Raw genomic sequence first — 13078 nt, 5'->3', positions numbered from 1 at the left:
GACGCCGGCCATGCCGCGTCGGTCCCCGCGCCGCTACCCAAGCCTAATTGACGTGTGTCTATAAGAGCTTGCCTTAGCCCGGCTCTATCTTCGGCGTGCCTGCCCTGCACCTTGGCATCGTATGACAGATGCCTCCGTAGAGTAGGTTCGCGGCCCGGATCGGTGCATCCTGTTCCTCGCAAGCCATCACGACCGTCGCGTTTCTACCGCTCCTCGCTCGCTCCTCCCCGAACGCGACCGCTCAGGCCGACTCGACGGTCGTGATGGTGAGCAGGATGTTCAAAGCACATGGATGGACATGATGAACAAAGACGGACTTTTCTCCGTCGGCGGATCTCGCCGCGATGTCATGTTGGCAGGCCTGATCTCTACGGCAGCCGCCGGACTGCCCCGCGCTGCTTCGGCAACGAGCCGAAAACAAAACCTTCCCTCTTCCCCCTCAATCAAAGGAACCAAGACGATGAGCACCATCACGACCAAGGATGGCACCGAAATCTACTACAAGGATTGGGGCAAGGGTCCTGTCGTCACGTTTTCGCACGGCTGGCCGCTGAATTCCGACGCCTGGGACGGCCAGATGCTCTTTCTTGCCCATAACGGCTTTCGCGTCGTTGCGCATGACCGGCGCGGCCATGGCCGATCGAGCCAGGCCACGTCCGGCAACGACATGAACGGCTATGCGGATGATCTTGCAGCCGTGATTGAGGCGCTGGATCTCCGGAACGCCACGCTGGTCGGCCATTCGACCGGAGGAGGCGAGATTGCTCGCTATATCGGACGGCACGGGACGAAGCGGGTGGCCAAGGCTGTTCTTATCGCCGCTGTTCCGCCGATCATGGTGAAGACGCCGGCCAATCCGGAAGGCCTGCCGATCGAGGTATTCGACGGCATAAGGGCTGGCCTCGTCAAGGATCGGTCGCAGTACTACCGGGACCTCGCACCGTTGTTTTATGGCGCGAACAGGCCAGGCGCCAAGGTTTCCCAGGGGACTCTGGATCAGTTCTGGCTCTGGAGTATGCAGGCGGGTCTCGTGAACGCGTACGAAAGCGTCAAGGCGTTCTCCGAGACCGATTTTACCGAGGACCTCAAGAAGTTCGACGTGCCAACCCTCGTCCTGCATGGCGAAGACGACCAGATCGTCCCCGTCAAGGACTCGGCAGTCAAGTCGGCCCAATTGATCAAAGGCGCAAAGGATATCTATTACCCCGGCGCGCCCCACGGGATCACGGCCACGCACCAAGATCAGGTCAATGCTGACCTGCTCGCCTTCATCAAAGGATAGCACACCCTCAGTCACGACCGCATGTTCTCCGCAATCCTTGGAGCCGCCGATGACCACCTTTGGCAATATTTCGCGCGCCCTTAACCGCATTTCGGGTGGCGCGCCAGGTCAAACCTTGTGCGCTCGCATAGGCGAGCGGTGGCCTGAATGCCGGTTCTGTCGGCTCATGTCCCGGATTGTGGAACCGAACCACTGCGCCATCGAGTTAGAGCGCTGGCAAAGGCGCGAAACATATGCTGCGATAGGGCTGCCATTCGAGCAACTTCGCCTGTGCAGCGCGGAGGCGATCGCCGGCGTTCGACACTACGTCGCGCTGTCGGGGGTCGCCGCCGCGCGCTTGTTCTGCCTTGAAGGCCAAAGCGCTCCTCCAAAACGTCAAACTGGCTAAGCGCCGGGAGTTTATCAATCGGTAGCCGTTTGCGATTGCCGCTCATTTTGGCGGTCTCAATTCGGCGTGAAATTTTCTTGGCCAGCAGTTGCGACTATCGCAGCAGCACCGGCGCTATTTTTCGAAGGCAGGAACGAAATGGGCGTACTCTCGGGCAAGATCGCGGTGGTCACCGGCGGAAACAGCGGGATCGGACTATCGGCTGCAAAAATCTTTGCGGCCGAGGGCGCGCAAGTCGTCATTACCGGCCGCCGGCGGCAGGCGGTCGAGGAAGCGGTCGCACAGATCGGGGCAGGCGCGCTGGGCATTCAGGGAAATGTGGCCGACGTGTCGCACCATGACGAGGTAGCGCAACAGATCCGCCAGAGGTTCGGGGCGCTCGACATCTATATGGCGAACGCCGGCATAAACACCATCACGCACTCGGCCGACGTCTCCGAGGCAGAATATGATGCGCAATTTGCCGTCAATACGCGAGGCGTCTTCTTCGGCGTCCAGAAACTGATTCCGGTCATGCGGAATGGCGGCGCAATCATCCTCACAGGCTCGCTGGCCAGCGAGAAGGTTCTGGACGGTCATGCTGTTTACGCGGGCTCGAAGGCGGCCATAAATGCCTTTGCGCGCGCTTGGGCGATCGAACTGAAGTCTCGCGGCATCCGGGTCAACGTGCTCAGCCCAGGTCCGGTGGATACGGCTATTCTCGATAAGCTGGGCATACCGTTTGAGCAGCGCGGGCTGTTTGAAAAGGCGATGGCAGAGGCAATACCCCTGGGCCGGATGGGGCAGCCGGAAGAGTTGGCAAAAGCCGCCCTGTTCCTTGCCTCGGACGCGAGTAGTTTCGTAACGGGCATCAATCTGCGGGTCGACGGCGGGATGGCAGTGCTCTGAGCCACGACTGCGAAGTCGTCGCGCCAATACACTTCCGAATAAATGGCTGAGCAATCGGTCTTCCTCAAGACGATTTTCCGGGAAGCTGCCGCACGAGTCGCGCCAAATAGGTCGGAGGCGAGACGTTTTGTCGACGTGGCGCAAATTGAGCCACGTAAGCAGCAAGTCGCATTGCAGGGATCGACGCGCAAGAGAGAAGTCGGCTCGCCGATACGGCGGAAGGACCGAGGTCTCGCCCCGGTCCTTCAATTTTCTGTAGGTCGGGATCAGTGACCCCAGATGCCCTGGCCATATTCATCGTTGGGAACAGTCGGCTTGCGTACGGTTTTCGGCACCCGGATATCATTGTTCATTTTTTTGATCGAGGATGTATACATGTTGTAAGACGCAGTCGCAGGCTGCTGGGATCCGTTTGATCCATAGTGGTCGCTTCCGGCAGTGGCGCTTCCTGCTGTAATAACAAGCACGGCGACAGCAAGGACTGTCATTTTCATTTCAGTAACTCCATTGATGGCTTGGATGGTATTCACCCATACAAATATAAATGTCGTGACGCAGCGACACGATCAGACGGTCCGGCTGTTTGATCCATACGAAGGCATTGGGCGATTCAGGCCGAAGGCCAGGGACTATGTCGTTGACGAGAGGAGGCTTTGCGGCGCGCCCTCAGTGTCTGTTCCGGCGACCGCCGACAATGCACACCCGGCATAGATACCTCAATTATGCTGCAGGGCACCTGATCTCCCCGGTGACCTACCCTGCACCTTGGCATTGTATGACAGACCCTTCCGCACAATAGGTTGGCGGGCTGCGTCGGCGCATTCTCCTGAGCATTGGTCACCACAGGCGACACGGGAGAAAGCAAATGCGAAACATAACTCGAGTCCTGGCCCTCACCGCAGCGCTTGCCGCGTCAGGCGGCGGGATGGCGCAGGCCGCGAATTCTCAGCCCAAGCCGACGATCGTACTGGTGCACGGCGCCTTCGCGGAATCGTCGAGCTGGGATGCAGTCATCACCAAGCTCAGCAAAGACGGTTATGTGGCGATAGCCGCAGCTAATCCGCTCCGCGGCGTTGCCAGCGATGCGAAAGCAGTCTCAGCCATCGTCCGGTCGGTTTCCGGGCCGGTCGTGCTGGTGGGGCATTCCTATGGCGGGCCCGTCATCACCGAGGCCGCCAATGGCAATCCCAATGTGAAGGCGTTGGTCTACGTGGCGGGTTTCGCGCCGGATACCGGCGAATCGAGCCTTACGTTGTCCAGCATGTTTCCCGGTAGCACCTTGGGGAGCGCGCTTGCTCCAGTCGCGTTGCCGGACGGCGGACAAGATCTCTTCATCGAGCCGGCCAAGTTCCGCGCCCAGTTCGCCGCCGACGTTCCGCAAGAGCAGACTTTGCTGATGGCTGCCACTCAACGCCCTGTTGCGCAGGCGGCTCTGGCTGAAGCCTCGGGCGTCGCCTCATGGAAGACGCTGCCGTCCTACATGATCTATGGCTCGGATGACCGCAACATCCCGGCAGCCGTCATGAGCTTCATGGCCGAGCGTGCGCACGCGGTAAAGACCGTCGTCATCGAGGGTGCGTCCCACGCGCTCATGGTTTCGCATCCCGACGAGGTCACGTCACTCATCGAGGATGCTGCTGCATCGGTCAGTCAGTAGCAGGCCGGAAACGCCCAGCATCCGATCGAGCAACGAAAATAGACACGCAACACCAGGAGACTAGACATGAAGATCGTCGTCATCGGCGGAACCGGGCTGATCGGTTCAAAGACCGTGGAGAGACTGCGAAACAAAGGCCACGACGTACTTGCGGCGTCGCCGAATTCGGGCGTCAACACCGTTACGGGAGAGGGTCTGGCGGCCGCGCTTGCCGGTGCGCAGGTCGTCGTTGACCTCGCGAACTCGCCGTCGTTCGAGGAAAAGGCTGCCCTGGAGTTCTTCTCGGCATCCGGGCGTAATCTTTTTGCCGCCGAAACGGCCGCCGGCGTCCGTCATCACGTGGCGCTGTCGGTCGTCGGTACCGACCGGCTGCAGGGCATGGGCTATTTCCGCGGCAAGTTGCTTCAGGAAAAGCTGATCAGGGAGTCCGGAATTCCCTACACCATCGTTCACGCCACTCAATTCTTCGAATTCACCGCCGCCATCGCAAACACGGGCGCCGTCGGGGATACCATTCATATGTCGCCGGCCTACTTCCAACCCATGGCGGCTGATAATGTTGCCGATGCGATGGCGGACGTCGCGCTTGCCGCGCCGTTGAACGGCATGATCGAAATTGCCGGCCCGGAGCGTGTTCGCATGAGCGAACTTGTCGAGCGCTTCCTGAAGGCCACCAACGACCCGCGCAAAGTCGTCCCGGATCCTGGCGCGCTCTACTACGGCCAAGTGGCAATCGACGATCGAACGCTGGTGCCCGGCGAGAACGCGCGCATCGGCGCCGTGCGTTTCGATGATTGGCTCAGCCGATACACACCACCGAAGTAAGTAATCATCGGATAGGCCCGCCATTCGCACAACAAGGAGACCAGACATGATCAAAACACTTCTCTGCGCCGCGCTCACCGCCGCTTCCGTCACCGCAGCAATGGCCAATGACGCCGCCAGCGTGAAGCTTGTCTACGACCAGGCTCTGCCAAACGTGCCCGGCAAGAGCATGAAAGCCGTGCTCGTCGAGTACGCGCCTGGGGGCACGTCGCCGGCTCATACCCATCCCAAATCCGCGTTCATCTATGCCACGGTCCTGCAGGGGGCGATCCGAAGCCAGGTCAATGACGGGCCGGTGAAGACTTATCGCGCCGGCGAGAGTTTCTCGGAATTCCCTGGCGACCGTCATGCCGTCAGCGAAAACGCCAGCAAGACGGAAGGCGCTCGTCTGCTTGCTATTTTCGTCGTCGACACCAGCGAGACGGAACTGACGACGAACGCGAAATGAAATCGTAGCCCACGGGACCATCGGGGCGTACGCGAAGGGACGGTCAGTGACATGAATTCGATCGCCATCCGCACACTTGCGGGGATTTTGGTCCCCGATACTCCGCTTGTTGGCCAAGCGATCGAACATGCCCGCGCTCGATGTGAACCCTACCTGTTCAACCACGTGGTCCGATCCTGGCTTTTCGCGGCCCGGATCGGACAGATTCAGAATATCCAGCACGACGCGGAGGTTGTTGCGGTTGCAACCCTGTTGCATGACGTCACGCTCAATGAGGACTTCGCCGGGCCGCGCCGTTTCGAAGTGGAAGGCGCCGATCTCGCCCGCGCCTTCGTTCGGGAGGGCGGCTTCGACGAGCGGCGCGCCCAATTGATCTGGGACAGCGTCGCCCTCAACTCGACGCCGTCGATCGGCCTCTACAAGGAGGCTGAGGTGGCGCTGTGCACAGCCGGCATCTGCCTCGATGTCGTCGGCTTGCAATACAGCCTCGTTTCGTCAGCCGAGATTGCAAAGATCGTTGGCGAATTTCCGCGCCTCGGGATGAAGCGGCGGATGACGCGATGCTTTTGCCATATCGCCGAGATCAGGCCCGAAACCACCTACGACAACTTTGCCCGGGACTTCGGCGAGCGCTTTGTTTCAGGCTACAAGGCGACTTCGGCAGTTGATCTTGTGATGAACGCTCCCTTTGAAGAGTGAGGGCAGTTTCGATCCAGGTTCTATCGACACCGGTCGGTTCAGTCTTGCCCTTCAAGTGACCCAAACGCTGTGCGTCTGTCGGATGCATGCGGCAAAGCGAATTGCCGAGGGCAGCGGTCAGGTGCCAATTTCCACCTCCTATACTTCGGTTTAGGCGCCCCAACCCAATCGAGTGGCAATACATATCATCGGCACGATAGCAACAGTTCGTCTCACCGGTCATCCTTACGGTGCAATGGATTGCAAACACCTCAAGGAGATAAATAATGAATATTGCAGCGCCACCGGTCGCTCCGAAAGGAAAAGCCGTCGCCCAACGCGCGAGTTATGCGGAGCAGTCGCCGGAACTTCTGAAGAAATTTATTGAATTTCTTGGTGCGACGCGAGAGGGGTCGATCGAAGAGCCAATCCGCGACCTTGTTGCAGTCCGAGCCGCGCAGCTGAACGGGTGCACCTTCTGCCTCGATATGCACGTCAAACAGGCGAAGATCCATGGCGAGCGCGAACTGCGCCTTTACCACCTGGCAGCTTGGCGGGATTCGACCTTGTTCGTTCCTCGCGAGCGCGCAGCCTTGGCATGGACGGAAGTCTTGACCAAGCTGCCCGAGCAGGGTGTCCCCGACGAGATCTACGATCGGGTCGGGTCGCAGCTTTCCGAGAAGGAAATCTCCGATCTGACCTTCGTTGTCATGGCGGTCAACTCTTGGAACCGTCTGAACATCGGCTTCAAACCCGTCCCGGGCTCGGGCGATGCGAAGTTTGGCCTGAGCAAAGCAGCACTGAGCTAATCTTTGGAACGGGTCAGAATGGCGCTTGTTTGCGCGCCATTCTGACCGGCCGGACGAAGGCGCCGAGCTCGGCGACCAACACTGGAACCGATCCCAGCCCCGCGGCCGCGGCCGCGAGGCGCTCTCAGGAGGGCGTCATGCGAATTGACAGTCTGCATCCAGTAATATCGGCCCGTCTCATGGTGGTCGATGTCGACGCTCCACTCCGCAGTGCGGCACTCTCACTTTCCAGGCCCGCAATAGGCCTGGTCGTGGTGTGCCACGGCAGTGGGGAGGCGGCAGGCGTGCTGAGCAAGTCCGACCTTGTCCGCCATCTGGCGAATTCAGGGCCAACAGAAGCGCCGATTGCGGCATTGATGAGCCGGTCCATCGTGTCCTGTGGTCCCGATGATGATCTTCATTCAGTCTGGCAGACCATGGCCGCGCAAGGCCTGCAGAATGTGCCGGTGCTCGGGGCCGACTCGAAACCGCTAGGCGTCCTCGATATCCGTGATGCGATGAAGGCGCTCTTCAAACAAGAGGAACTGCAGGAACGGCTGCTTGCCAACTACATCAGCGGGACCGGCTATCAATAGAGCATCGTCTCGCGATTGAATATACGGAAGTATGTATCGGCGTCTTCTTAGATATAATGGAAAATAAAAGCCATAAATTATAGCGTGTTGAAGCCAATAGGTGCCGACTTAGCCAGCGGGGAACGAAATGTTTCGTCCGGACATAAAAGAAGATGTCTTCGACGGCCCGCCCGATGGCCCTGGAAGTGGTATGTCCGTGCAAATGTCGACGGCCGGCATCGTCCATGACCTGGGCAATCTCATTCAGGTCGCCTCGTCGGCGTTGAACCACCTGGCCCGCGATCCGAGCATCCAAGCGGCTCCGGCGCTCGGGCCTGTAATAGCCGGCGCCAAAACGGCTTTGGAGCGGGCTGGTGGCCTTGTCCGGCAAACCATCAGCCTGGCCCGAGAGAGCCACGTGGAAATCGAATACACAAACGTAGGTGCTTGCCTGGCTGAGATCGAAACCCTCGTACGGAGCGCCTTGGATGCCAATTTCGGTCTTGAGCTTCGGGTTGGGTCCGACCTGCCTTTGGTGAGATGCGATCGCTTTGGATTGCAAAATGCGGTTCTGAATCTTCTGTTCAACGCGCGCGATGCAATGCCTGACGGCGGTTTCATCTCGATCGATGCCGGCTTGGCCTCTGAAAACTCTGCCGCCGGTCAGGTAGACATCCGCGTCGCGGACAACGGTATCGGGATGACCAGCGAGACGATGGTCTGCGCCTTCGATCCGTTCTTCACCACCAAAAGCGAAGGCCTCGGCGGCGTCGGTTTGCCGATGGTGAAGCACTTTGCGGAGCAATCAGGCGGAAGCATCGATATTCAGAGCACACTTGGGGCAGGCACGACCGTCACTCTGCGGTTGCCTGCGATGCGATAGCGGCCCGCCAATCTGCCTCCGGTGACAAACGTGACATACAATCGAGAGATAAAGATGGATGCACAAGTCGTCGAAAACGTCCAACAGCACCGTTTCGAGCTGCCGATCGCCGGCGATATGTTTGCGGCGGCCTATTATCGGCTCGAGGGCAGGAAGGTTGCGCTGATACACACCGAAGTCCCGTCGGAATTTTCCGGACAAGGGATCGCGTCGCAATTGGCCCAAGGAACCTTCGAACTGCTCCGCAAGACCGGCCGTAAAGCGATCTTGAAATGTCCCTTCATGAGCCGCTTTTTCGCCAAGCACCCGGACTATGCAGATGTCGTCGGCGGCTAGTCATGGGCACGAATGTCGAGGGTTTCCCAAGGATCTATCCAAATGCCTGACGAGTATGATTTGCAGAGATTCGTCAGCGCACAGGATCCGGTCTACGACGACGCGCTGGCCATTCTACGTCGAGGGATGATGTGCACTCCCTACATGGAGTTCATCTTCCCAAGGTTGGCCACAAGGCGAAGTGGTACAGCGCCTGAGCCATATGCAATCACATCGCTCGACGAAGCCAGCGCCTATCTCTCGTTTCCGATCCTCGGAGGCCGTTATCGGGAATGCGTTGGCACCCTGCACCGGCTCTCCGGCCTAAGCGCTCGCGCTGTCTTCGGTGACGTTGATGCGAAGAAGTTGCACGCGTCCCTCACGCTGTTTTCCGAAGCAAGCAACGACGAGTTCCTGCTCGAGACAATCTTCGACGTCTGGTTCGACGGTTTGCTCGATGAGGAAACGATGAACGATCTCTACTTGATATCGTAGTGGTCTGCCTGCGCCACCCGGCGTAAAGCTGTCGCGGCGCTGAGGTCACCATCCGCTGCCTTATCCCTCACACGCTGCCATCTGGCAGAGGCATGAGCTCGTGCTCTCCCGGCACGCCGGGGAAGCGGCGTTCGCGCCAATCCGCCTTTGCCTGCTCGATCCGTTCGGCTGAAGAGGAGACGAAGTTCCAAAAGATATGACGTGGCTCGGCCAGGGGCTCACCTCCTATCAGCATCAGTCTCGCCGCATGGAAGGCAGGCGCCTGGAGCACAATCTCAGCGCCGGGCGCCAGAGCTACTAATTCGGCCTCATGAAACGTACCGAGCTGGCCGACAATTCCAACCTCACCGGCGACGATGTAGATCGCACGCTCACCGTGTTCGGGTTTAACCTGGTAGCGCGCGCCGCTCGTGAGCACAATTTCGGCATAGACCATGTCGGAGAACGTCCTTACCGGCGAGACCAACCCGTCGGACGCGCCGGCGATCAACGCAAACTCGACGCCGTCGGCACAGATCCTCTGTATTTCGGGAGCGCCAAAATGTGCGACGTCGGCGGCAATTTCTTCATAGCGGGAGGGGAGGGCGATCCAAGCCTGAGCGCCGAAGAGATTGCTTGCCGACGCCCGGACTTCCGGTGGCGTGCGCTCGGAATGGACGATGCCCGACCCGGCCGTCATCCAGTTGACCTCGCCAGGACGGATGGTCTGCACTTTACCCAAATTGTCGCGATGGACGATCTCGCCATCGATCAGGTAGGTCACGGCCGCAACGCCGATATGCGGATGCGGTCCCATATCGAAACCGTGACCTGCGTCGAATATAGCGGGGCCGAAATGGTCGAACAGGATGAAGGGCCCGATCATCAGGCGATCCGAGGACCGGCAATACGCGCCTTATCTTCAGTCCGTCCGCAAAATCACGGATAGCTGGCTGGATGAGTGTATCGATGCCTGTGATACCGCTTTGGCGGACGGTCATGGATCTCTGTCCTTCTGCATGCCTTGTCAGCCAGGTGCTCGAACGCGCTTGAACGGAGCGGCTCGAAAGACTGTCTGAATGGCTTTGAGGAGCGCGAATTTGGAGCTCGCGTGGTGCTGTCCGGCGATGCCGCTTTCATTAAAAGCCGACACCCTCATCGACAGGATCGCGGCAAGATCTTCGGCCATTTCGGGCCTGTCGTGCAGCAGAGGCGCAAAGCTTTCCTGGTCTATGTCGTAAACCGTGACAGGGGTCATTGCCCGCAAACTCGACATCTCGCCAATACCGGCGAGCAAGCCGGTCTCGCCGAAGAAATCGCCAGGTGCAAGCCGGGAGATCTCCTGCAGTTGATCATCGTCCTCGCCAATTTGCCGGACGATGACGCCCGTCCGAACGATCATGAGCGACGGCAGCATCTCTCCCTGTCGTGCGATGATTTCGCCCTTATGGTAGGTGCGAACCGAGGCCGCTTTGGCGAGCGAACCCTGCTCGGTATCCGTTAGCGCCGAGAATACCGGTATGGAATTGATGAGTTCGATCGGGGTGAAGCCTTGGGAGGCCGCCGTCTCGTGGCCCGGCCGGTTGGTCATGGCAATCGAGCCCGAAAATGGCTCCGCCAGCAGCATGCCGGTCGACTTTGAATGGCGATAAATGAGATCGAAGATTTCGTTCCGAGCGGCACTTCGCTGGTCGATACTTGCGACGCGAAAAAACAACTCGATCTCGATAGCTGCGGCATCCAGGCTTCTGATGGTGACCGAAGGCGAAGGGTCCTGGAGGATCGAATTGCAGCTCAGCAAGACAGTGCGCATGAGGTCTACGATGATCGCTGGCGTCTTCGTTGGCGCCACCTTGACGGTTACGGCAAGTCCATGGCTCTCGTCCGGACCGCTTAGATTTGTTACCCCGATCTTGGCGAGAAGGCTGTTTGGCAGCGCCACGACATTGTGTGTCGGGGTCAGAAGTTGGGTCGACCGCCAATTGGTCTCGACAACGCGGCCTTCGGTTCCGTCGCCCAGAATGATCCAGTCTCCAAGCGCGTAAGGGCGGCCGAGGTTAAGCGCGATCGCCGAAAATACGTCACCAAGCGTATTCTGGAGCGCCAGTCCCAGGATGACGGCAAACACGCCCGACGTGGCAATGAGCGTTCCGACCGGCACTGCAAAGACAAACGCCAGGATCGACAGGAACATTCCAGCGTAGACGACACCGACCACGACGTCCTGCAGGAGACGTGCCTCGCGCGGCTGTCGCTCGAAGACGAGATAGATACGGACAAATCCGATCAGCGCCCAGGCAAGGTGAACCCACCAGAGCAGCTTGACCGAGCCGATGAGGATCGCTCCTCCGGTTGTCTCGTTGTCCCGTGCGGCTTCGTACGGCACGACGCGCAGGTGGAGAACCATGGCCGACATCACGACGAAAAAGGCGAGTTGGACGACCAGCTTCGCATTGGCGAAGCGTCTGGGGATGAGAGACCAAACGACGATCCCGGCGAGGCCGAGCAATACGATGTAGACCAGAGGAGAGTTCCACCAGTTCATGAACGATCACCGCGATGCCCGGTCCAACGTTTGGTCTCCGGCCCGGCGATCGGGCCTCTGGCGCTGGCCTTGTCTTTTTCGAGAACTGCTTCGGTGATCGAATTCGGCAGCCGTCGCGGCTTTTCGATCAGCCCGAGCACCGGCATGGCGATGATGAAGAACGCAAAATAGTAAAGCGTCGCCAGTTGGGACATGACGACGTATGCGCCTTCCGCCGGCCGGGAGCCGAGCCAGCCGAGAAAGAGGGCATTGGCAACGAACAGCCAGAAGAGCACCCTGTACCAGGGCCGATAGACCGCCGAGCGCACCTTCGAGGTGTCGAGCCACGGCACCAGGAACAGCACGGCGATCGAGCCGAACATCGCGAGCACGCCGCCGAGCTTGGAATCGATAGGCCCGATATTGAAGGTGATGGCCCGCAGGATCGCGTAAAACGGCAGGAAGTACCATTCCGGCACGATGTGGGCCGGCGTCTTCAGCGGATTGGCGATGCTGTTGTTGTCGGGATGGCCGAGGTAGTTCGGCAGGTAGAAGACGAAATAGGCGAAGAAGAACAGGAACACGAGGATGCCGAAGGCATCTTTGACGGTGGCATAGGGCGTGAAGTCCACGACATCGGTTTTCGATTTGACCTCGATGCCGGTCGGATTGTTCTGGCCGACGACGTGAAGCGCCCAGATATGCAAGGTCACCACGCCCACAAGCACAAATGGCAGCAGGTAATGCAGCGCAAAGAAGCGGTTCAGCGTCGGATTGTCGACCGCGAAGCCGCCGAGCAAAAGCTGCTGGATCCAGTCGCCGACCAACGGGATGGCGGTGAAGAAGCCGGTGATGACAGTAGCGCCCCAGAAGCTCATCTGGCCCCAGGGCAGCACGTAGCCCATGAAGGCCGTCGCCATCATCAGCAGGAGGTTGGTGCAACCGAGCACCCACAGCAGCTCACGCGGCGCCTTGTACGAACCATAGTAGAGCCCGCGGCAGATGTGGAGGTAGACGGCAATGAAGAAGAACGACGCGCCGTTGGAATGGAGATAGCGCAGCAGCCAGCCCGAATTCACGTCGCGCATAATCTGCTCGACCGAGTTGAAGGCCAACCCCGTATCAGGGGCGTAATGCATCGCCAGCACGATGCCGGTCAGGATCTGTGAAACCAGCATGATCGTGAGAATGCCGCCGAACGTATAGGCATAGTTCAGGTTGCGCGGGACGGGATAGACGATGAAGCTGTCATAGACCAGCCGCGGCAGCGGCAGGCGGGCGTCGAACCAACGTTCGATTCTGGTTTTGGGCGTATAGGTCGAGTGTTTGCCGCCGCTCATCGAAATGCCCCCT

Annotated in this window: 14 protein-coding genes and 1 pseudogene; 11 read left to right on the top strand and 4 right to left on the bottom strand. The window is 59.4% G+C overall.

The window, feature by feature from the left end; translation table 11 throughout:
* The first annotated feature begins 301 nt into the window (after positions 1-301).
* Positions 302-1282, top strand: coding sequence for an alpha/beta fold hydrolase (locus NKH93_RS04290; RefSeq protein ID WP_502896429.1), 981 nt, complete (start codon positions 302-304; stop codon positions 1280-1282).
* A gap of 526 nt (positions 1283-1808) precedes the next feature.
* On the top strand, positions 1809-2558 hold the full coding sequence (locus tag NKH93_RS04285) for a glucose 1-dehydrogenase (protein ID WP_352969285.1): 750 nt from the start codon (positions 1809-1811) through the stop codon (positions 2556-2558).
* A 266-nt stretch (positions 2559-2824) separates the two neighbouring features.
* Here the strand turns inward: NKH93_RS04285 and NKH93_RS04280 are convergent, their stop codons facing one another.
* Positions 2825-3052 carry a DUF680 domain-containing protein gene (locus NKH93_RS04280; protein ID WP_352681192.1) on the bottom strand — a complete coding sequence of 76 codons (228 nt, stop codon included), beginning with the start codon at positions 3050-3052 and terminating at the stop codon, positions 2825-2827.
* Positions 3053-3423: 371 nt separating this feature from the next.
* On the opposite strand from NKH93_RS04280, the gene NKH93_RS04275 reads away from it, so the two are divergent.
* The 9 genes from NKH93_RS04275 to NKH93_RS04235 all read left to right on the top strand — a co-directional run bounded on the left by NKH93_RS04275 (position 3424) and on the right by NKH93_RS04235 (position 9222).
* Positions 3424-4215: an alpha/beta fold hydrolase gene (locus NKH93_RS04275; RefSeq protein ID WP_352502531.1), complete on the top strand. Its 792-nt coding sequence runs from the start codon at positions 3424-3426 to the stop codon at positions 4213-4215.
* 66 nt (positions 4216-4281) lie between these two features.
* Positions 4282-5040 (top strand): SDR family oxidoreductase, encoded by a 759-nt coding sequence (locus NKH93_RS04270; RefSeq protein WP_352449837.1) that lies wholly within the window; start codon positions 4282-4284, stop codon positions 5038-5040.
* A 46-nt stretch (positions 5041-5086) separates the two neighbouring features.
* Complete coding sequence (locus NKH93_RS04265) at positions 5087-5488, top strand: cupin domain-containing protein (RefSeq protein ID WP_352470610.1); 402 nt, start codon at positions 5087-5089, stop codon at positions 5486-5488.
* 51 nt (positions 5489-5539) lie between these two features.
* On the top strand, positions 5540-6187 hold the full coding sequence (locus NKH93_RS04260) for an HD domain-containing protein (RefSeq protein WP_352969282.1): 648 nt from the start codon (positions 5540-5542) through the stop codon (positions 6185-6187).
* A 266-nt stretch (positions 6188-6453) separates the two neighbouring features.
* The gene (locus tag NKH93_RS04255) at positions 6454-6975 is read left to right on the top strand and encodes a carboxymuconolactone decarboxylase family protein (protein ID WP_352502533.1); all 522 of its coding nucleotides are present in this window, start codon (positions 6454-6456) and stop codon (positions 6973-6975) included.
* 137 nt (positions 6976-7112) lie between these two features.
* Positions 7113-7550: a CBS domain-containing protein gene (locus NKH93_RS04250; protein WP_352969280.1), complete on the top strand. Its 438-nt coding sequence runs from the start codon at positions 7113-7115 to the stop codon at positions 7548-7550.
* Positions 7551-7677: 127 nt separating this feature from the next.
* Positions 7678-8412, top strand: coding sequence for a sensor histidine kinase (locus NKH93_RS04245; protein WP_352684629.1), 735 nt, complete (start codon positions 7678-7680; stop codon positions 8410-8412).
* A 54-nt stretch (positions 8413-8466) separates the two neighbouring features.
* Positions 8467-8748, top strand: a complete 282-nt coding sequence (locus NKH93_RS04240; protein WP_352969278.1) for a GNAT family N-acetyltransferase — start codon at positions 8467-8469, stop codon at positions 8746-8748.
* 42 nt (positions 8749-8790) lie between these two features.
* On the top strand, positions 8791-9222 hold the full coding sequence (locus tag NKH93_RS04235; protein ID WP_352771633.1) for a DUF1810 domain-containing protein: 432 nt from the start codon (positions 8791-8793) through the stop codon (positions 9220-9222).
* Between the two features lie 67 nt (positions 9223-9289).
* Here the strand turns inward: NKH93_RS04235 and NKH93_RS04230 are convergent.
* From NKH93_RS04230 to NKH93_RS04220, 3 genes and pseudogenes are all read right to left on the bottom strand, one after another.
* Positions 9290-10202, bottom strand: a pseudogene (locus NKH93_RS04230) (pirin family protein).
* Between the two features lie 26 nt (positions 10203-10228).
* Positions 10229-11746: a mechanosensitive ion channel family protein gene (locus NKH93_RS04225; protein ID WP_352969276.1), complete on the bottom strand. Its 1518-nt coding sequence runs from the start codon at positions 11744-11746 to the stop codon at positions 10229-10231.
* On the bottom strand, positions 11743-13065 hold the full coding sequence (locus NKH93_RS04220) for a cytochrome b (protein WP_352684636.1): 1323 nt from the start codon (positions 13063-13065) through the stop codon (positions 11743-11745). Before NKH93_RS04220 ends, NKH93_RS04225 begins: the two co-directional genes overlap by 4 nt.
* Between the last annotated feature and the right edge of the window lie 13 nt (positions 13066-13078).

Source organism: Mesorhizobium sp. M0954 (assembly GCF_040319155.1).
GTDB lineage: Bacteria > Pseudomonadota > Alphaproteobacteria > Rhizobiales > Rhizobiaceae > Mesorhizobium.
This window is presented reverse-complemented; position numbering and strand designations above follow the sequence as displayed.